This window comes from Caballeronia sp. LjRoot31, assembly GCF_964253885.1.
In the GTDB taxonomy this organism is placed as follows: Bacteria; Pseudomonadota; Gammaproteobacteria; order Burkholderiales; family Burkholderiaceae; genus Caballeronia.
The window spans coordinates 409,254-428,533 of record NZ_CAXURX020000002.1; the positions used below are offsets into that span (position 1 = coordinate 409,254).

Below are 19,280 nucleotides of genomic sequence, written 5' to 3' on the forward strand. Positions count from 1 at the left end.
CGGCCGCTCACAGAGAGACGGCCTCTTGACTGCATTATTTATTTAAACTCCAATCTTAGGAATGTACAGTCGCGAACAGTTGTGCCGTACTGTTCAGTGATTTTCCCTGCACACTTGAAGAGATCACGCACGCGATGAACCTCGTCATCGATCCGCATAATGGCGTTCCCATGACCGATCAGCTTGTGACCGGCATTTCGGGCCTGATCCGCTCGCGGCAGCTTTTGGCTGGTGTGAAGCTACCGTCTATCCGTGCCCTCGCGGCTACCCAGCAGATCAGCCGCTTTCCGGTTATCGAGGCATATGACCGGCTTTCGTCACTGGGGTTGATTGTGCCGAAGCATGGTTCGGGCTTCTATGTGGCGAATCACGTGGGGGGCGAGAGCGGCGCGTCGGGCGGTTCGGACCCTCGTCTTGCCGAGGAAGAATCGCATCAGATCCTGCAGCAGTTCAACTATCCCGGCGAGACCTTGAAGCTGAGCAGCGGCTTCGTGCCTGAAGCGTGGCGAGACATCGAGGGCATTGCCCAGACCGTGCGTCAGGTCATGCGGATGGACCCGAGCTGCGTGATCGACTACGCCATGCCGCATGGCGATGCGAACCTGAGGCACCAGATCCAGATGCGTCTCTCGATAGTCGGCATTGAGGCGGACATCTCGAACGTCATTGTCACGAGCGGTGCGAGCCAGGCGCTCGATCTGATTGTCCGCTTCATGCTGAAGCCGGGCGATACCGTGTTCGTTGAAGACCCTGGCTACTACAACTTGTTCGGACTGCTCAAGCTGCAGGGCGTCAGGATTGTCGGCGTTCCACGTCTGGCGAGCGGGCCGGATGTTGATGTTGCCGAGCATTTGCTCAAGACCATCAAGCCGAAACTGTTCTTCATCAATACTGTGTTTCATAACCCGACCGCGACGAATGTCGCACCACAAGTTGCGTTCAAGTTGCTGCAACTCGCGCAGCAGCACGACTTCATGATCGTGGAAGATGACATCTATGCAGACTTCCAGGCAACGCCGACTCAACGGCTTGCATCGCTGGATCAGCTCGATCATGTGATTTACGTGGGCGGGTTGTCGAAGACGTTGTCGTCGTCGTTGCGGATCGGTTATCTGGCGGCCAAGCGCGAGCTGATCAAGGATCTGGTCGATGTGAAGGTGCTCACCAGTCTGGGCGGTTCGCGCTTTAGCGAATGCGTGGTGGCGGCGTTGCTTGAGCGCGGCACGTACCGCAAGTATCTCGAGCGTTTGCGGCGGCGCATTCACGACACACTGTCGACGGCTGTTCAGCGTCTTGAGGAGAACGGTTGGGAGGTGTTCGATGAACCCAGTGGCGGCAATTTTGTGTGGACGCGTGTGCCCGGAATAGAGGACTCGATGGTCCTGGTCGAGCACGCGTTGAAATTTGGTATCACGCTTGCGCCGGGGAGCTACTACCGTCCGAATGGTGAGGTGTCGGCGTGGGTGCGGATCAATACGGCTCATACCGACGATGCGCGTGCGATCCGGTTTTTTGAGTTTATGGGGGGAGGTTGATGTTCGCTCGCGCCGGTGGACGGGGGTTTTTAGGTTCTGGGGTTAGCGGTTCTGGGGCTATGGCGGGGGGGATTTTGGGGTTAGTGGTCGGGGTCTATGCCGGGTTGGTGCTTTCGGCCGTGGTGGTCTCCGAGAGTCGGATTTTCTCTTTATCACTGTTAGCCACTGTGCGTGGCGGCACGTCATTTCTTTGTCCAAAGCGACAAAGAAACGAAGCAAAGAAAGCGCTTTAACCGCTCTACCCTAAGTGTCCACAGCGTGCAGTTTTGATTCATAGGTGCCCCAAAAGCACGGTGCTCGCCAGAGCGAAGGATGTGTGAACCCCTCCTTCTCGCGAATCCTGACACGAACACGCTTCGCCCCGTACGCTCTCGGGCAAGCACAATTGCTAAGGAACCCACACGGCCTCACGCAGTCTTCACTGCGTCATGGCTTGGCAGGTTGGCGGCGTAGTTGGCGCGGTCGTCTTTGCAGGTTACGGTCGGACGCATATTTAAAGCTTCGTTCTTTTTGGATTGCTTGCGCGGCCTGCACCTTATTTTCGCCTACTATGGCCTCGCGCATTTCGATGGCCTCGTTTTTGTGCGGGTTAGTAATATTGTTCGAAGTGCGTACTAATCTGGTGGTTGGTTGTCCGCGGATAGCGCGGGGTGATTGGCGAAGCTGGCCACGGGGGCCCTCCAGCGCAAGCCACTCACCCAGCCTACCAAGAAACGAAGCCTTAAATGCGGGTGGGGCCGAGCGGGTTGCCGGGCGAATGGTGCTTGCCCGAGAGCGTAGGGGGCGAAGCGTGTTCATGTCAGGATTCGCGAGAAGGAGGGGTTCAAACATCCTTCGCTCTGGCGAGCACCGTGCTTTTGGGGCACCTATGAATAGAAACTGCACGCTGTGGACACTTAGGGTAGCGTGGTTTAAAAGCGGTTTCTTTGCTTCGTTTCTTTGTCGCTTTGGACAAAGAAATGACGTGCCGCCACGCACAGTGGCTAATAGTGATAAAGAGAAAATCCGACTCATGCAGACCACCACGGCCGAAAGCACCAACCCGGCATAGACCCCGACCACTAACGCCGAAAGCACTAACCCCTGACCACCAAGCCCCCTCGCACCAGCCCCCCAAACCCCGTCCACCGGCGCGAGCACCCCCCCTTGCCCCCCCAATCACGTCTCCACGTCTTCCAGGCTGAACAGCTCGGTCTGGTCGTTGTACGAAAACACCTCGCCATAACGCCCCCAATTGATCACCGAATCCAGCGTATCTTCCGCGGCGCCATCGGTCAGGAAATCCTCCAGCTCCTGTTCAAAGCGCACCCGCGGAGCCCGATGTCCCGGTCGCTCGTTCAACACCTTCTTGATGCGCGCGGCCAGCGGCACGTGCTTCAACAAATGCTCGGCGAACATCATCTTGCGTTCATGAGTGCCCAGGTCGGCGAACACATGAGCCGAAGGCGTCAGATAAATATCCCCTTCGCGCAGTTCGGCGAAACCAAGGTGCTGCAACATTTCCGCGATCGGAAACAGGTCGTCGACTTCCAGATGCAGCGATCGCGCGATCACCGGCATGTCCGCGCGCCCGTTGTACGGAGCTGCTGCGAGCGTTTCAATCAGGCCGGCCAGCAGGTTGGTCGACACATGCGGTAACCGGCTGCCGAACTCAAGCGTCTGCTTGGTCGCCTCGCCGGATTGCCGCGCGGTCATCTTGGCGTAGATCTCGTCGACGAGGGATCTGAACGCCGTGTCCAGCCGATTGCGAGGATGCTTGAACGGCACCTGGATCTCGGCGATCACCCGGCCCGGATTCGACGACAACACCATGATCCGGTCGCACATGAACACCGCTTCTTCAATGTTATGCGTCACGATCAGCACCGACTTGATCGGCATCTTGCCCTGCGTCCAGAGGTCAAGCAGATCGGTACGCAAGTTCTCGGCCGTCAGCACGTCGAGCGCGGAGAAGGGCTCATCCATCAGCAACAACGTGGGGTCCACTACCAACGCGCGTGCAAATCCCACCCGCTGGCGCATCCCGCCCGACAACTCACGCGGATACGCGTTCTCGAAACCGTCGAGCCCGATCAGATCGATTGCCGCAAGCGCTCTCGCGCGTCGAGGCGCAGCGCCCACTCCCTGCGCTTCCAGCCCCGCTTCCACGTTCTGAAGCACTGTCAGCCACGGGAACAGCGCGAAGGTCTGGAACACCATCGCGACGCCGTCGGCGGGACCTTCGAGCGGCTTGCCTTTATAAGTGACGTCGCCGGTGGTCGGCTCGATCAAGCCCGCAATGATCCGCAATAGCGTTGACTTGCCCGAGCCCGAGCGCCCGAGCAAGCCGACGATTTCACCCTCGCGCAAGGAGAGATTGACGTCGTCGAGCACGAGCAGGTCGCCCTGGCTTTTCTTGAAGCCCCGGGACACGCCCTTGACGCTCAGGATCTCTTGGGCCGCACGGGGAGCAGGGCTTGTCGGCGTAGTGGGGGAGGCGACGTTGAAGTCTGAATTTGGCATGGAATGGATCCTCAATCGACTCGAAGCCTGGCTTCGGCAAAGGTGAACATGGGGCGCCACAGCAGGCGGTTGAAAAGCGTGACGAACAACGACATGACGGCGATGCCCAGGATGATCTTCGGATAGTCGCCCGCGGCGGTGGTCTGCGCGATGTAAGCGCCGAGGCCATGCGCGGCCACCTTGGTGTCGCCCCACTGCACGAACTCGGCGACGATACTGGCGTTCCACGCACCGCCTGAAGCCGTGATCGCACCCGTCACGTAATACGGGAAGATGCCCGGCAGCATGGCCTGGCGCCACCATTGCCAGCCGCGAATCCGGAAGTTGGCCGCCACCTCGCGGTAATCGTTCGGGTAAGCCGTCGCGCCCGCGATCACGTTGAACAGGATGTACCACTGCGTACCGAGCACGATGAGCGGCGACAACCAGATATCGGGGTTCAGGTGAAAGCGGACAATCACGATCACGAAGATGGGAAACAACAGGTTCGCCGGAAACGCCGCCAGGAATTGTGCGAGCGGTTGCACTTTCTCGGCGAGCGCGGGACGCAATCCGATCATCACGCCAAGCGGGACCCAGATCACCGACGATATCGCGATGAGGATCGCCACACGTAGCAGCGTAATCAGGCCGAGGACCAGCACGTGGCCGACTTCATCGAGATCCACGCCGGTGCGCACGTAGCTGACCACGCGCCAGACCACATAAAGCGTGACCGCGATAACCACGACGCTCCAGATGATGTCGCCGAAGCGCGACGGCGCCCGGCGCTTCGTCACACGCAAATTCGCGCGATCGAACGAGGGCATGCGCAGCGGGACGCGGGCGGCGGTGGCGAAGACCCAGCCGGCCGGCACGAGCAAGCGGTGAATCAGATGTGTGCGTCGAACCAGGCCAAGCACCCACGACTCCGGGGCGACACCGGAACTGGTTGTTTCCATGCGGAATTTGTCGGCCCAGGCAACGAGCGGACGAAACAGCAGCTGGTCGTAGCCCAGGATCACGACGGTCATCGTGAGGATGACCCAGCCTACCGCGCCCATGTCCTTTTCGGTGATCGCCTGCGCGAGGTACGCACCTATGCCCGGCAGCGTAATCGTATTGTTGCCGACCGTGATGGCCTCAGAGGCAACCACGAAGAACCAGCCGCCGGACATCGACATCATCATGTTCCAGATGAGGCCCGGCATCGAGAAGGGGACTTCCAGTTTCCAGAATCGTTGCCATGCGGTCAGGTGGAAGCTGCGAGCGACTTCCTCCAGGTCTCGCGGCATCGTGCGCAATGACTGGTAGAAACTGAACGTCATGTTCCACGCCTGGCTCGTGAAGATCGCGAAGATCGCCGCGCATTCGGCACCCGCCACGCGCGTTGGAAACAGCGCGATGAAGAACGTGACCGTGAACGAGATATAGCCCAGGACCGGAACCGACTGAAGGATATCCAGGATCGGAACCAGCACTTTTTCCGCCCGGCGGCTCTTGGCCGCGAGGGTGCCGTAGATCAGCGTGAAGACCAGCGAAGCGATCATGGCGGCGAGCATACGCAAGGTCGTGCGCAGCGCGTATTCAGGCAGGTTCGATGGCGCGAGCGAGATCGCCTGGGCCTTAAGCGTGGCGATAGGCGCCATGGTCTGATGGAAGCCGATAGCCGCCATCGCAATCAGGCAGATGATCAGGGGGAAGGCGACGAAGTCCCATCGATTAGGCAAGAGCCGCCAGGCAGACGCGTTAGCCGTGCGGTTCAGGTTGAATCCGAAGTCCATATATTCTCCGAACAGCGATGCTTGAAACATGACGACGTGCTCTTTGAGCTTCGAGCCTTGAATGCCGTCATGCATTGATTCACCAATGCATACGCATACATAAATAAGAAGGCATTGGCATGCGGCCAGGCCATGATAAAAACATGAACTGTAAGCTTTGATCGTTAAGAAATGCGGCTAAGCGACAGCGTGCGCGCGACTTGTCCGGACATGATTTGTCCGGGTAATTTCGACCGTTCTTTCTGGACGGCCCGACACTACTACAAACCGTGTTTCAGGCACAACCTCGGAGGCGTAACTTGTCCATTTTTGCCGGGCGGGCTGCGGTTAAAACGATCGTCTGTCAAGGATCACGCGCATGTGAGCGCCGCAACGGAGTGCGTGGAGTCGGGTCAGCGTCTGCTTAATGCGTGTGTGCATGAGGGTGCTTGTCGGCTGTTTGAAGGCTGAGGCGCAACGGGAGTATTTCGTTTCCCTTACGGATACCTGGAGAATGGGATGAATGCGGTTTTGCCGGCTTGGCGGTGATATCAGCGTTCACGCTGCCGTAGTGCGATGGCAAGGGTCGTCTTGGTTTTACTCAGTGCATGGTTTGGTTCGTGCCGTGTCGATTTAAGAAATTTAGTTATGCTTTATTATTCGGAGCCTTCATTTCAATCGTCAAGGCATATAAAAACGCGCTGATTTCCACCACTTGGGTGGAAATCAGCGCGGTGAAGCCGGGGATGTTCCTGCCTACGATCAGGCGCTCATGTGCAGATCGCCGTTGACACCCGCCGGGAAGAATCCGCCCTGCGTGACCGCCGCATTCGTCAGGTAGACGATGTTCAGGACATTCGGGTAATTGCGGCTGAACGCGAGGCCATTGGAATCAAGCGGCACGATGTTCGAGCTGCCTGCCGTTGCTCCGGAAATGCCTTGGTCATCGTTGCCCACGTTGTCGAGCGCGTCGCGTGCAGCGGAGATTGCATTAGCCGACGCAATAAGGCCGAGCGCCGGGTTAGCAATACCTTTTGAATAAAGCACCGTGCGCACAAGACCGGCGTGATACGCCTCCGCTGCCAGAATGCCGGCGGCTGCTTCCAGATAGGTCTTGTTCGTGATCAGCGGCGCGGCGCCTTTATAGGCCGTCACGCCGACGTCTTCAAAAATGAAGGCGGCGAGCAGGAAGGTCTCGTCGTTCAGATAAGGGTCGAAGGCCGTGCCCGCAGGAACCAGCCCGGCCGCTTGCGCCGCTTTGGAGAACGCCCCGTTCGGACTTTGATAGCCGACGTCGAGGGCCGGCATGGCGACCGCCGACGCACCGAGCGCCGTGCGCAGGAACGTGACATGTTCGAGTTCGTCTTTGGCGATCTCGTTTGCATACGCCTGGACTACCGGATCGGAGAAGGTCACTGCATGGCCCGGGATGACCGTTCCAGGCGTGCCCGCACCGCTCACCAGGCTCGCTGGCAGGCCCGCGCCGGTAGTCGCGTACGCATAGAAGGTTGCTTCGAGATATTCGAGGTTCAGTGCGAAGTTGAGTATTTCCGGATCGGTCGGGCCGCTACTTTGCGCCGATGCACCCGAGGAGCCGCCGCCACATGCGCCAAGGATCGTGCCGCCGATAAGTCCAAGCCCGACGCCCCCTGCGCTTCTAAAGAACTGTCTGCGTCTTGCCAGCTTGTCGGCGCGCTGCACGAGCACATCCATGACCTTTGAATTTTCTGACATGATATCTCCTTGAACCGTTCTGTGAACTAACCAATACGGCGACTGCGTCCGATGAAAGCCCGAGACGGAAAGAGCAGCGGACAGCAGACGACGAGGCGCCAGGCGAGCTGCCTGTGTCAAACGTGAATCACGAACGCGTGACGAAGCACGACGCGGAGCAGCAGAGCTGATCCGGCGCCTCTCATGTCACGTACGGGTGGATACGCACGCTGACCGCGAGACGGATGCGTGCGCGATCAAAAATATTTCGAGTGATTACCCGGTGAACGACGGTGAATTTTTTCAGATGGTCGTTTTGACGGAATGCAAAGACGTGTCCGGCATTCAATACCGACGTCCATGCCAAAGAGGTATGTGGCGCTGCAAGCAGTCCGGGATTGACGCGGATGCTTATCGCGAGAAAAAGCTCAGGCCAGCGCCGAGTACGCCGGCCGCGGACACCAGCGTGGCAATGCCGCATACAAGCCATAGGTAAACGCCGCGAGGCCGGTGCTGAGGTGGCAGCGCGGTCACGCTGAGCGCGATCAGCAAACCCACTACCAGCGGCAACATCAGCGCGTTGACCACCTGGGCGGCCACGTTCAGCGAAATGAGGTTGGGCGCAAGCCACACGACGGTCGCGCTGCCAACGACCGAGGCCACATACACCCCATAGAACCAGGGCGCACTCCCGGGCCGGTCTTCAAGTGAGCGCTTGTATCCCGCCACCTCGCCCAGCCCCCACGCGAGCGACAGCGAGCAGACAATGGCCGCCACCATCGATGCCCCGAGGACACCCGCGCCAAACAGAAAACGTCCGACGTGCGGTCCCACTGCTGTCGCGAGGACATCGCTGATTTCTCCCACGCTTTGAAAAGCGTGTCGCTGACCGTCTCTCGACAGCGTTGCCGCGACCGCGACCAGTACCGCTGCTGTGAGCAACTGCGTGAGAACCGCACCGGCGGCAGTTTCGATTCGGGCCGCGGAATAGTCCTGGGCGCCCAGCTTTTTATCGGCCACTGCGGCCTGCTGATAGAAGATCATCCAGGGATTGAAGGTCGCGCCAATCAATGCAGCCGCGAGATAACCGTAATGATGATCGGAGAGCGGAAGCTGGGTCATCTGGCGAAACATGCCGGGGATGTCCGGGTGGGCGTGCCACGCGACCGCAAAGAAGGACAGTTCGAAAGCGCCAATGACGATGGCGAACTTGTCCACGCGTTTATGCGAGCCGGTGAACACAATGCCCACCAGGAACGCGGCGGCGAGCGGCAACGTGACGGACCGCGAGACGCCGACCATCTCTCCTATGCCGGCGACCCCGGTGAACTCCGTCACCAGCGAGCCGAGTACGGCGATGCCTAACCCGACGGCCGAGACCCATGCCCAACCAGGACCGAAGTTCGCGCGAACCAGCTCTCCATGACCCATCCCGGTAAAGATACCCAGCCGCACGGTGAGCTCCTGGACCATGTAAAGCAGGGGGATGAGTGCCAGCAAGACCAGTAGTAGCTGAGGGCCCCATTGCGCGCCGCTCTGCGCCGCGGTCACCACATTACCGGCGTCGCAGTCGGCGAGCATGACGAGCAGGCCGGGTCCCCACAGGGTGAGCCAACGCAGACTGGGTGAAACCTTCGGTTTGAGCAGCGAGGAACCAGTCATGCGTTTTGAAAGGAAACGAAGCGTGTAGAGGGTGACCGATTGTATCGAGATTTCGGTCTTCCCAAGCCGGCACATCGTGCCCTTCACGCGTCCTTCAGCGGTCCTGGTTCGTGCCGGAGCATCAGCTACTCCTGATACTTCTGACGAAGGTCGCGATCGCGGCATCGAGCATGGCGGGGCACTGACGGTGCGGAGAATGTCCGCACGCCGGGAGCTTGGCGAGCTGTGCCTGCGGCACATGCGACGCGATGGCGTCGATCTGCGCCATGGTTGCGTACTCGTCGTCGTGTCCTTGTACGGCGAGCAGAGGGCACCGGATGGAAGACAGCCGGTCCGTGATGTTCCAGTGCCTGAATTCGGGATTCAGCCAGATATCGTTCCATCCGTAGAAAGCTGAATCGACGTCAGCGTGATAACGCGACAGCCTGGCCCGCAAATCGCCTTGCGTGTACAGGGCGGTTGCCTCCGAGATCGCCTTGACCGATACATCTTCAACGAATACATGCGGCGCAATCGCAATCACGCCACCTGGCGCGTCAGGGAAAGCCGCCGCATAAAGCAACGCGATAGAACCGCCGTCGCTATGACCGATGACCCACATCCGGGTGCGTTCGGCGCTGTCTATGCCGAGGACGTCGAGCAATGCGGGCAGGACGTCATGAGCCTGCCGTTGCATGAAATCGACCGGCCATTTAACGTCCGGTGCGCGTGGGGTCGAGCTGCCATAACCCGGTCGCGAATAGACGAGGCCACGCAACCCCAGTTGTTCGCATAGCTTCTGCGGCCAGTCCTTCCACATGGAAATGGAGCCGAGCCCTTCGTGCAAGAAGACGGCGACAGGAGCATCGGGCTGGCCGGCATTCAACCATTGATACTCGAGACGAAGCGATTCCCGATCGCCCGTTGCGGGCAGATCGGCCAGGCCGATTGCAGGGATGTGCTGGTCTAATCGGTCCATGACTCGCAGCCGGGCAATGGAGAGGGCGGAGAGGGACATTCAGGCATCAAGGGCCGGCTCGCGTGATTTAAATCTCTGGATTTTATCAGTCGCGGTTTTCGGCAGGTCTTCAGCGACCAGGATGTCGCAGCGCCGCAGTACTGGCCGTATCGGCGATGTCGGCCCCCTGCGCTTACGCGCAGAGCAGCGTTACCCTGGTCGGCATTATCGACGCTGGTATCACGTACTTCAGCAATTTGAATGGGCACGGGACCTTCGTGGCGAACGACGGCTCGATCCAGTCGAATCGCTGGGGTTGTCAGGCAGCGAAAATCCTGGCGGCGGTATCGGGCGGCGCGGCGCCTGTGTTTCTCGGCGGTGGCCCGGCACCCCGTATTTTCCAACGGGCTATATGTCGGATCGGGAGATTCGTCGACGGCAATCCGGATCGGCATGCGCACAAAGTTCTGAAGCCGATGCCTTAAAGCCGACGCATTGAAGCCGGCGCAGCAAAGCGCTTCAAGGAAGGGGGCTTTCGTCAAATCGATGATTCTCGATCAACGAAGGCCCTTGGGTTTTTCCGGGTCAGTCGGCCGGCCGTTTGTCGGCGAGCGCGCGCTTGCATTCATCGAGGACGCGCAACACCAGCTCCGATTGATAATTGAGGTCGTCGCTGTCCAGAATCTCTTCCACGGCATCGCGGGCCCAGTCGGCATCCACGAGTTCCGAGTGCCGCTGGGCGAGGTCGGCTGCAATGGCTGACAGCTTCGCGATGGCGAGCCATTCAGCCTGGCGCTTATGCCTGTCCAGCCACTTGTGAGCCGCTTGTACGTGAAAAGCCGCAGTGGGCCAGGAGCCGTTCAGATAATAAGCGCCGAGGCTTCCGCAGGTAAGCCAGCAGAGCAATTCCACGCGGTCGGTCGGGCTGAGATTGTGGCGTACATCGTTCATGGCGGAGCTCACGAAGATGATTGACGTGTGCCGGACGTTCTGATTCCGGCATGAAAACGATAGCACGCTACGGTGCAATGCGGAATCCTCCATTTCCGCCGGGCGTTCGCCGGCGAACAGGCGCCGCAGCGAGCTTGCTCCCGGCCGAGGGGGCGCCCCGAGCCGTCTCAGCCGGCTTTTGCATGGCGGTGCCGGGAAAAGTGCTTGAGCGGGGCGCCTTCGTCGACGCATGGAGGATCGTGTCTCCACTCCCCCGGTCATACGCCTGTTCTTGCCGATGTAACGTCCGCAAGCAACGCCGGGCGGCGCTTCAGGATGCCATCGCCGCAGTCATTTCTCCATAGGACGACTGCAGCCGGTCGATCTTTTCCCGCAGGTCGTCGAGCCGGTACGTGGCTTTGTTGGCCAGTTCCCGTACGCTTTCCAATAGATGCTCGCACAAGGCGGAATGCCGGGCCGCCATTGAATCGAACATCAGTGCCTCCACGCCTTCTGATTGACCCGCTGCCGTCGTGACGTGGACCGGAAGCGCCACTCTCTGGGCCGTCCTCATGCGTTCGGTCACGGCGGCGAATTTCTCGACGGGACCGATGGCCGTAAGAAGGGAGGCATCGACTTCATCGAGCGCCGCTTTCAGGTCGAGCGCGTTCTCTTCTATCGAGAGGGTTAGTCCTTCCACCTTTTGCGGCGTCATGTAACCTCGCCTGGCGAGGGTTTCACTTGCATTGACAATCGCGGCTGTAATTGCCGATACCGCCACTCGCTCCGTCTCAACACGGCTTTTGAGGTCGGTGCATTCCGCAATGACCTCATGGAAGGCATTAAGGTGTGTTTCGATCACTGGAGTAGTTAGCATAGTGATAATCAAAAGTGGACAAAAAATGACAAAAAACTGTTTCATGCGTCCAAGTAAGCATGCAACGTGCCAATCACGACAGTGAGATTTATCGAGAACCGTTGCTAGGTTCGACGCTATCGCGCAGAGGCAGGCAGGAGAAGGAAACAATGCGTCTGAATAGATACCATTTCGGACGATCCGATAATTTCGGTCAATTTTGCTTATTCGGGAGCCTGTAGCTTCCATCGAAACGAGAAAATTTCCGGTCCGATTGGCAGTAACGTTTACTGCGTCGAAATAGATTTTTTATGCGTTGCAGTTTTTAAACTGCCTGCGCTCACGGTCGGATACTCTATTTGATAATCCTCAAGCCGGGTTCGAGAAAAGAAACCGATATCTGGATTTTGAAAATGCGTAAATTATTCACAGATGCCATGAAGGTTCTTCAAAATGGAAACAATTAAAACGTTTGCATGTTTTCGCAGGTGTTTCGTCTAATGACCAGAAGAATCAAACCGGCAAGTTATCCCAGACCGTCGCGCATTTTGACCCATCTCGAGAAATGGTGCAGGGATCGCTATGGATTGGCCGGCACCTGCTACGCCGGCGGGGATATGCATTCGCGGTTGAAAAAGGCCGCACGAAGCGGTCTTCACGGATTTTAACGCGCGGCGGTATATGTCGTGATTTAAGCCAAATCGGACTATTGGTGCACATATGGGAAACGCGGCGCAATCCATTGCATCGGTCGTCCTCTGGTGTGATGAGGCCCGTGTGAAAAACTGGTGATTAAATATCGAAATTTGAAACAGTGCCGTGAATTGATAATGTGCCAGGAGGCCGTGTTTAAAACGTTTAGATAATCAATGTGCTCTGTTTAGCGTCACAATTACATTGTCCGTGATGAATGGCCGCTTGAGCCGCATGCTGGAGAGTTAGCTTTGGACCGTGCTGGCTTGCAAGCAGCTCGCCGATGAATGCAGCAGATCGCCCAGCCTGGGTTCGACGCGCCGGCCTGTTCTGTTCTATCTTGTGTGATGTTGTTCAAGCCGCCGGTAGCCTGAGTGTTATCCATGAGAAATCTTCAAACGCTTGCGCGACCAACGTGAATTACGCAAGGATTGTTCTCTTGAGGTTTTACTTACGCGGGCACCCCTGCCTTCCACTCTATCCACCTCACCCAAGGAGCGAAAAATCAGCTATTCGAGCATGTGCCGGGTGAACCCATGACGCAGCGCGTGCGTGCAATCTGGCGCCTCGCGACGCTGTTCGTGCGGGAAAGCCGCGCAAAGTCCGCCGCCGATGCCCCTATCCATCGCGTCTTGCGCTCGTTCGCCGCCGGCGTGCGTAGCCGTGGCGCCACCAGTCTGGCCCAGCGGGTGCCGGTGCTGCAGAACCTCTCCGGTGTGCTGACCATGGCGTCGGGCCTGCTGGCGCAACATCCGGGGTTGGCCGAGACGGCGGTGCGCGTCGCGCTCGCCGAACTGGATACCCTCAAGGCGCCGCTGAAAGACGCGCCGCTGCGCCGGGCCCTGGAGTCTGCGTTGCCGCCCGGACGGGCTGCCGCGTTGATCGATGTGGACGCCGAGCCTGAACGCTGTGGAATAGCGCGGCAGACGCATCGCGCGCTGATCATGCTGGATGCGCCCCCTCGCATCAACGCGAGCGCACCGCCGGTGGCCGTACGCGTCACGTTGATCCGTATCGATACACGCGCCGAACTGGTGCAAGACCTGGATGTGGCGAACTCGGCGGCGCGTTTGGCCGGGCGTTTTTCACGTGAGGTTCGGGAGCAGAACGTGGGCGCGCTGATCGCACGCCTGACGGAGTCGGTGACCGGGATGCTCGATTTGCGCCAGCGCGCCGCCGATCAAAGCTTTCTCCGCTACCGGTTGCGTGAGGTGAACAACGACTCGCGCGTCGTCGTGCCCGAAGTACTCTGGGATTTTTGCAGCGACACGGCGCTCGTCACGCGCGCCGTGCGCAGCGTGCCGCTTTCGGACGCCGATGCGCTGCGCGCCCACGGCCTGGACCCGGCCCAATCGATTGCCACGTGGATCGAGGTTTTTTTCGAGACGGCGCTCAGCGAGGGCGTGTTCCATGCCGGTCTTGAAGCGGCGGGTGCCGCGGTCAGCATCGAACCGGAAACCTTTGGGGCGCTCGTGCTTGACGGAGATTCGCCCCTCACGTTTTTCGCCGCGCACGAGCGCAGTTTCCTCGTTGCCGGGTCGAACGCGTTGTTGCACGGCGATCACAAGGCGGCTGCGCGTGAACACATGCGGCATGGCCGGCCCGACGAACACGAGACGCAGCATGCGGTGCGTGTGGAAGCGACGTATCGGCGGGAGGCGGAGCGTTTTGCCGGCGATGCCCATCGGCATCGGACAGCCGCCGATCTTTTTACCGCACTGGGCAAAGGACCGCTGGAACACGCCTTTGGCGACGCCCATACGGGCATCGCGTCCCGGGCGGCGTTGCTTGCGCGCTCGGCGCAGAGCATCGAGGAAATGGCGCGGCGGATTGCTCCGGATATCGACGTGTGGCCGATCGCGCGCAAAGTGATCATGCGTCTGGCGCTGGATCAGTTCAGTTCGCATGGCCTCGTCGCGCAACTGGCGAAGGAAGCCGTGCACTGGCCGCACGCGTTGCCGCGCGTGCCGAATCTGCTGGCGGATTGGGTGACGCGACAAAACCGCCGCAATGCGGATTCGCGTTCCGCGCGGTAGCTGTGCTTTGATATTCCGGTCGCTCGGAGCGGGTAAAAAGCTCGGGAAAGCATCACAAGGAACGTCTATTGCTCGGCTGATGGGACCTCAAACCGTCAGGACAGGAGCACACAATGACCACGACACAACCGGCCACTACGCAACGCGACCTCGATAACAGCAAACCGCTTGGGGACTCCGGCACTGGCGGTGACACACGCCAGGCAGCGAGGCCATCGAGCGCGAAAGCAGAACCTGGCGAGCCTGACGGCCGCAATCTCACACAGGATCCAAAGCAGACTGCCGAAGTCCCGCTCGGCAGCGGCAACACACCCGAAGCGAGTGGCAGCGGTGGGTTCGGATCGCACAGTTCCGAGCCGGAAGGGGTTTCGAAACAGACGCCGGTCGATCCGATGCCCGCGACCAATGACAAGGACGACAAGCCGCCGAAATAGCGGAACCGCGCCCGCTCCCTGGAGCTGGTCTGAAAATGAGCCGGTCAGGACACAAAAAAACCGGCCGCACTTTTCAGCACGGCCAGCCGTTTTTCACACAACCCATGGCGCTCAACTTACCGTTGCCGTGCCCAGATCGCGCCGAGCACGAATCCGATTGCACCTGCTACCAGCACGCCGTTGATCGGCTTTGCGATGACCGCCTCACGGACTTGGTCGATGGTTTCGCCGTAGTTAAGCTGAATCTTGCCGAGCACCTGGCGCGCTTTGCCTTCAGCCTGCGTCGCGGTGTCGCCGGTCAAACCGCCGACCGCATCCTGCACCTTGCCCACGACGGTTTGCGCCGCGCCTTCTACCTGATCCTGCACCATGGTGCCTCCCGTTCTAGTTGAAGCGGTTTATGAAGAATCCGGCTAACCGGAGCGTTTTGATTGAGCAGGGATCGTGCCCAGGCGTCATACCTTCCTACGCGGATTGCCCTCAGGCCGTGCCGATCAGCCGCGCGACGATGTCGACGAGTTCATCGATGGAAAGCGGCTTCCGATGGAATTCGAGGTGCGGGTGCGTGACCGCCGGCGTGCGCGCGGCGGCGCTGGATAGCACGACGGGAATCTGCGCGAGGGTGTCGTCGGCGGCGAGTGCGTGGCATAACGCGACGCCGTCCATGGTGGGCATCATCCAGTCCGTGATGATCAGGTCGGGCTTGTTGGCGCGCACTGACTCGAGCGCCAACAAGCCGTTTGACGCCGTACTGACCTCGTATCCTTCCATCTGAAGCACAAGCCGCCAAGTGGTCAGCAGGTCAAATTCATCGTCTACGACGAGGATCTTTTTCATGTCCGCGTGCCGGAGTCCGGGTCGGATGGCGTGAACGGGATCGTGCCGCGCGCCGATAACAATGTGGTCTTGCCGATGAAACCGTCCGTGAGACGCAAGCCATTTTCATCGATGACGAAGCGGCGAATGGACGAATCGTGGGCACTTTCGCGCTGCTTGATAACAGAGATGATCCGGTACAGCGAGGTGGTTGTCTCCACATATCGCATCAACACGATGTTCTCCGTCATCGCCGACGCGCGGATCGAGCCCCCATGCGCCATATCGGCATAAAGCGGCAGCTCCTCGGTGAGCAGCGTCGTGATGCTTTCCTGGCGCAGCCGGTGCGTCAATGCGTTCAGGAACAGCCCGAAACGCTCCATGCGGTTCGCCGAATCGTGGAATCCCTCAATCCCGTCCACCACCAGCCGCGACGCGCCCGCACGCTTCACTACCGCAATCAGCTCGGCCGCCAGTTCGTCGATGGCGAGTTCCACCGACGGCCGCCATTCGACGATCAGACGGCCGTCGGCGACTGCATCGGCAAGATGGATGGACACGGATTCCGCCTTGGCGACCAGCCGCTCCGGCGACTCGTAAAAGCCGAAATACACGCAGCGCTCGCCGTTAGCTACGCCGGCTTCCAGAAATTTCAGCGACAGCAGCGTCTTGCCGATCCCCGATGGCCCGATCAGCGTCGTAGTCGAGCCTTTCACCACGCCGCCGCCGAGCATGGCGTCGAAGTCGGGGAAGCCGAACGCCAGCTTCGACTTCAGGTCCGGCGCTCCTTCAAGCAGCTTCGCGCGTGCTTCCAGGCGTGGGAACGTGACGAGGCCGTCGGCGGTGATCTTGAAGAAGTGGCGTCCCAGCAGATGATCGCGGCCGCGCAGTTTATGCACTTCCACTTCGCGCGCGCGCCGCATGCCGGTGGCGAAACGGTTGAGTTCGACCAGGCCGTCCACGAGCGTATGTTCCGGATGCGGCTCGTTGCCTGACAGCGGCGCGAGGATCAGCGTCGTGCAGCCCGCGGCCGTCACGAACGCGCTCAATTCGTGGATGAACTGCGACAACTCCAGCTCGGTGGAACTGAATTCGCGGGCGCTGCGAAAACCGTCGATCACCATGAAACGCGGGCGGCTTGTCTTGATGGTCGACGCGATCAATGCGAGGAAACCGTTCAGGCCGTCGCGCATCAGTTCGTGGTAGCCGGACACGAACAGCATTTTGTCCGAGATAGCGTCGGCGTCGTAGAACGACAGCCCTTTCAGATGCGACAGCAGCTTCGAATGCGACTCCGCGATCAGCGTGATGTACAGCACCGGGTCACCCTCGGCCACGCGATGAAAACCGATCTGCGTGGACAAGATGGTCTTGCCCGCTCCTGCCATGCCTTCGATCAGATACAACCCGCCCTTGATCAGGCCGCCGCCGAGTATGTCGTCAAGGCCGGGCACGCCGGTTGTCACGGTGTTCCGGTCGGAATCGGTTGGGCTGGATGGAGTGGCTTGGTCGGTCATGGAGATCTCGTGTGCCGTCGCTCGGCTCGTTCGTATGTCGCGTAGAAACGGATTATCGCCGAGATGGCGGGCGATGTCGGAATTTGTAAATTTTCATGGAGGCGTCGATTGAATCGACCGGATTAAATCGACCGGAATCGGGAGTTGAGAGCTTGATCCGAGCCCGCGCGGCATCAGCCCTGCCGCATCAGCCTGATTGCGCGCACTTTTCGCGCCCGGTCGCGTTTGTCGAGTTGTGTCGCGCCACCGGCTGGTGATTTGCACTGGCGTGTTCGGGGTGCTATCGGCACGCACGAGCCTCGACGTTTTACGTATCGAAGAGCCCGATGTGCGAGGGTTTGCGCCTGGCGTGGCATCGCATGGCATAGGGACAGCGCGCGTTTTCCAGATCAGCGACGAAACGGGCGCATTCGCCGGCCTCGGCATGGGCTTGAACGGATTGTTCACGGCATTCGTGATGCCGGTCTTGTTGCCGATGGTTTTGCGCTGAATCAACTGACCTGCGGAGAATTGAAACGATCAAGGCCGTATAGGAGAAATTCGGAACTTGCTCATGGTTCGGACGGCACGGAGATGGTCTCATCTTGGCTGGTCGCGAGCGCTGTTATCAGCACACGCGAATTCCTCTCCTGTCTCACGCCTGTCACGAGTACGCGGTTCAGCGGTTGTTCGCGCGCAGGCATTTTTTGCGCGAGTCTTTCTCATGTCCTTGCATGTCTGTTCATTTCATTCACATTCATTCCGTTCAGTTTTCACGACTGCCAGCCTGGTTGCGTTGGGTGTTTTGTTCCAGGTCTCGCCGAGCATGGCGGCAAGGTCCGTCGATCCACGCATCTACTCGGGCGCGCCGTTCGCTTTCAAAGCGGATCGAGGAATCTTTTCCGCAGTGCCGACACACCCGGTCGATGCGCGCATCTTCTCGCCCATCAGTTCAGCCGGCGACCAGCACGCTCGAACGGCCGGTCAGGAGCACGCGCGCCTGCGTCACGATATATAAAACACGGCAGGAATTCCGCAATGCTTATGCAATGCCCCGTTACATGAATCGCTTCATGAATCGTTTCAAACCGGTAAGTGTTTTCAGGCGATGATGAGACTTTAAAAAGCCTCTTCATGCATTTTCCGCTTTAGCTTTTCTATCTGCCATAATTCCGGTGCTTTCGCATTCTTAATTGCGTTCAACCCGGAAATTCCATGAACTCCAACACTACAACGAGAGGCGGGGCACTGGTCTTGGCATGGTTCGTCCTGTGCGGCGCAGCGTGTGCTGCCGGGCCCGCAGCGCCCATGCTAGGCAGTGCCCCGGCGGCCGATGCACTCGGGGACTCAAGCGCGCGCCGCAGTCTTCTGACCAACGGCGCGGCCGACGAACCGCAGGCAACAGTGAATGGCAACATCGCGGAACTGCAGCAAATGATTCGCGACGGAAAGGTGACGGAATTGCGCACCACGTATAACGGCAGCTATGGCGCGAGCATGCTGTTTTACCCCGATGAAATGACGTTTTATATTGCATTGTTTCAGCAAAAGAAATTCTGGCGCGTGGTCAAGACTCAAGTGGATTCGCGTGCGGAAACAATATATGCGGACTTTGCCAAGAACAGCGCGGCGCTCGCCGATACCGAGATCCGCCGGACCAAGCTCGAAGCCGAAAAGAACTTTGCTGACCGGCTGATCGCAGTTCAACAAGGGCGCGCGAATCGTCTGCAGGCGGACCTCGATGTCGCCCGGGCGCAGCAAAGCCAGGTCGCCGATCGGCAGGCCGAGCAACAGGAAGCGATCCGTTCGCTGCGGGCGCAACAGGATGCCGCGCAAGCGCAATTGCGTGCATTGCAAACCAAGGTTCAGGATCTTCAACGTCAGTCGGATGTCGACCTGATGCCGTTGCCAAAGTGAAGCGTGCCTGA

The 19,280-nt window shown here is 59.4% G+C and carries 15 protein-coding genes and 1 pseudogene; 6 read left to right on the forward strand and 10 right to left on the reverse strand.

Annotated features, from left to right (window positions below; all coding sequences use genetic code 11):
* Nucleotides 1-134: 134 nt before the first annotated feature.
* On the forward strand, nt 135-1,535 hold the full coding sequence (locus ACSQ8V_RS20175; RefSeq protein ID WP_213768178.1) for a PLP-dependent aminotransferase family protein: 1,401 nt from the start codon (nt 135-137) through the stop codon (nt 1,533-1,535).
* A 1,158-nt stretch (nt 1,536-2,693) separates the two neighbouring features.
* Here ACSQ8V_RS20175 and ACSQ8V_RS20180 read toward each other — a convergent pair.
* The 5 genes from ACSQ8V_RS20180 to ACSQ8V_RS20200 all read right to left on the reverse strand — a co-directional run bounded on the left by ACSQ8V_RS20180 (nt 2,694) and on the right by ACSQ8V_RS20200 (nt 10,112).
* Nucleotides 2,694-4,037: an ABC transporter ATP-binding protein gene (locus ACSQ8V_RS20180; RefSeq protein ID WP_436206923.1), complete on the reverse strand. Its 1,344-nt coding sequence runs from the start codon at nt 4,035-4,037 to the stop codon at nt 2,694-2,696.
* 11 nt (nt 4,038-4,048) lie between these two features.
* Nucleotides 4,049-5,800: an ABC transporter permease gene (locus ACSQ8V_RS20185; protein ID WP_436207970.1), complete on the reverse strand. Its 1,752-nt coding sequence runs from the start codon at nt 5,798-5,800 to the stop codon at nt 4,049-4,051.
* A 741-nt stretch (nt 5,801-6,541) separates the two neighbouring features.
* A complete protein-coding gene (locus ACSQ8V_RS20190; protein ID WP_436206924.1) occupies nt 6,542-7,513 on the reverse strand; it encodes a ferritin-like domain-containing protein in 972 nt (323 codons plus the stop codon).
* A 390-nt stretch (nt 7,514-7,903) separates the two neighbouring features.
* A complete protein-coding gene (locus ACSQ8V_RS20195; protein ID WP_436206925.1) occupies nt 7,904-9,154 on the reverse strand; it encodes an NRAMP family divalent metal transporter in 1,251 nt (416 codons plus the stop codon).
* Nucleotides 9,155-9,275: 121 nt separating this feature from the next.
* Nucleotides 9,276-10,112: an alpha/beta fold hydrolase gene (locus tag ACSQ8V_RS20200; RefSeq protein ID WP_436206926.1), complete on the reverse strand. Its 837-nt coding sequence runs from the start codon at nt 10,110-10,112 to the stop codon at nt 9,276-9,278.
* Nucleotides 10,113-10,252: 140 nt separating this feature from the next.
* On the opposite strand from ACSQ8V_RS20200, the gene ACSQ8V_RS20205 reads away from it, so the two are divergent.
* Nucleotides 10,253-10,576: a porin gene (locus ACSQ8V_RS20205; protein WP_436207971.1), complete on the forward strand. Its 324-nt coding sequence runs from the start codon at nt 10,253-10,255 to the stop codon at nt 10,574-10,576.
* Nucleotides 10,577-10,676: 100 nt separating this feature from the next.
* On the opposite strand, the gene ACSQ8V_RS20210 is transcribed toward ACSQ8V_RS20205, so the two are convergent.
* Together ACSQ8V_RS20210 and ACSQ8V_RS20215 are read right to left on the reverse strand one after the other, a co-directional pair.
* Nucleotides 10,677-11,042: a hypothetical protein gene (locus ACSQ8V_RS20210; RefSeq protein WP_047845755.1), complete on the reverse strand. Its 366-nt coding sequence runs from the start codon at nt 11,040-11,042 to the stop codon at nt 10,677-10,679.
* A 310-nt stretch (nt 11,043-11,352) separates the two neighbouring features.
* Nucleotides 11,353-11,943, reverse strand: coding sequence for a hypothetical protein (locus tag ACSQ8V_RS20215; protein WP_436183398.1), 591 nt, complete (start codon nt 11,941-11,943; stop codon nt 11,353-11,355).
* A gap of 1,163 nt (nt 11,944-13,106) precedes the next feature.
* Between ACSQ8V_RS20215 and ACSQ8V_RS20220 the strand changes: the two genes are divergently transcribed.
* Nucleotides 13,107-14,606 (forward strand): AarF/UbiB family protein, encoded by a 1,500-nt coding sequence (locus tag ACSQ8V_RS20220; protein WP_436206927.1) that lies wholly within the window; start codon nt 13,107-13,109, stop codon nt 14,604-14,606.
* A gap of 113 nt (nt 14,607-14,719) precedes the next feature.
* Nucleotides 14,720-15,040, forward strand: coding sequence for a hypothetical protein (locus tag ACSQ8V_RS20225; protein ID WP_436206928.1), 321 nt, complete (start codon nt 14,720-14,722; stop codon nt 15,038-15,040).
* A 116-nt stretch (nt 15,041-15,156) separates the two neighbouring features.
* Here ACSQ8V_RS20225 and ACSQ8V_RS20230 read toward each other — a convergent pair whose 3' ends face one another.
* From ACSQ8V_RS20230 to ACSQ8V_RS20240, 3 genes are all read right to left on the reverse strand, one after another.
* Complete coding sequence (locus ACSQ8V_RS20230; protein ID WP_213767963.1) at nt 15,157-15,411, reverse strand: CsbD family protein; 255 nt, start codon at nt 15,409-15,411, stop codon at nt 15,157-15,159.
* Nucleotides 15,412-15,520: 109 nt separating this feature from the next.
* Entirely contained in the window at nt 15,521-15,877 is a 357-nt protein-coding gene (locus ACSQ8V_RS20235) for a response regulator (protein ID WP_436206929.1), read from the reverse strand.
* Complete coding sequence (locus ACSQ8V_RS20240; RefSeq protein ID WP_436206930.1) at nt 15,874-17,373, reverse strand: RAD55 family ATPase; 1,500 nt, start codon at nt 17,371-17,373, stop codon at nt 15,874-15,876. Before ACSQ8V_RS20240 ends, ACSQ8V_RS20235 begins: the two co-directional genes overlap by 4 nt.
* 250 nt (nt 17,374-17,623) lie before the next feature.
* On the opposite strand from ACSQ8V_RS20240, the pseudogene ACSQ8V_RS20245 reads away from it, so the two are divergent.
* Both ACSQ8V_RS20245 and ACSQ8V_RS20250 read left to right on the forward strand, forming a co-directional pair.
* A pseudogene (locus ACSQ8V_RS20245) lies at nt 17,624-17,863 on the forward strand (LrgB family protein); the annotation flags it as partial.
* Between the two features lie 704 nt (nt 17,864-18,567).
* Nucleotides 18,568-19,269, forward strand: a complete 702-nt coding sequence (locus ACSQ8V_RS20250; protein WP_436206931.1) for a DUF2968 domain-containing protein — start codon at nt 18,568-18,570, stop codon at nt 19,267-19,269.
* The last annotated feature ends 11 nt before the right edge of the window (nt 19,270-19,280 follow it).

Excerpts from the sequence above, each read along its gene's own strand:
- ACSQ8V_RS20230 (WP_213767963.1), bottom strand. The coding sequence starts at position 15,411 with ATGGTGCAGGATCAGGTAGAAGGCGCGGCGCAAACCGTCGTGGGCAAG.
- ACSQ8V_RS20175 (WP_213768178.1), top strand. The coding sequence starts at position 135 with ATGAACCTCGTCATCGATCCGCATAATGGCGTTCCCATGACCGATCAG.
- ACSQ8V_RS20185 (WP_436207970.1), bottom strand. The coding sequence starts at position 5,800 with ATGGACTTCGGATTCAACCTGAACCGCACGGCTAACGCGTCTGCCTGG.
- ACSQ8V_RS20210 (WP_047845755.1), bottom strand. The coding sequence starts at position 11,042 with ATGAACGATGTACGCCACAATCTCAGCCCGACCGACCGCGTGGAATTG.
- ACSQ8V_RS20220 (WP_436206927.1), top strand. The coding sequence starts at position 13,107 with ATGACGCAGCGCGTGCGTGCAATCTGGCGCCTCGCGACGCTGTTCGTG.
- ACSQ8V_RS20195 (WP_436206925.1), bottom strand. The coding sequence starts at position 9,154 with ATGACTGGTTCCTCGCTGCTCAAACCGAAGGTTTCACCCAGTCTGCGT.
- ACSQ8V_RS20200 (WP_436206926.1), bottom strand. The coding sequence starts at position 10,112 with ATGGACCGATTAGACCAGCACATCCCTGCAATCGGCCTGGCCGATCTG.
- ACSQ8V_RS20250 (WP_436206931.1), top strand. The coding sequence starts at position 18,568 with ATGAACTCCAACACTACAACGAGAGGCGGGGCACTGGTCTTGGCATGG.
- ACSQ8V_RS20225 (WP_436206928.1), top strand. The coding sequence starts at position 14,720 with ATGACCACGACACAACCGGCCACTACGCAACGCGACCTCGATAACAGC.
- ACSQ8V_RS20240 (WP_436206930.1), bottom strand. The coding sequence starts at position 17,373 with ATGACCGACCAAGCCACTCCATCCAGCCCAACCGATTCCGACCGGAAC.
- ACSQ8V_RS20215 (WP_436183398.1), bottom strand. The coding sequence starts at position 11,943 with ATGAAACAGTTTTTTGTCATTTTTTGTCCACTTTTGATTATCACTATG.
- ACSQ8V_RS20180 (WP_436206923.1), bottom strand. The coding sequence starts at position 4,037 with ATGCCAAATTCAGACTTCAACGTCGCCTCCCCCACTACGCCGACAAGC.
- ACSQ8V_RS20235 (WP_436206929.1), bottom strand. The coding sequence starts at position 15,877 with ATGAAAAAGATCCTCGTCGTAGACGATGAATTTGACCTGCTGACCACT.
- ACSQ8V_RS20190 (WP_436206924.1), bottom strand. The coding sequence starts at position 7,513 with ATGTCAGAAAATTCAAAGGTCATGGATGTGCTCGTGCAGCGCGCCGAC.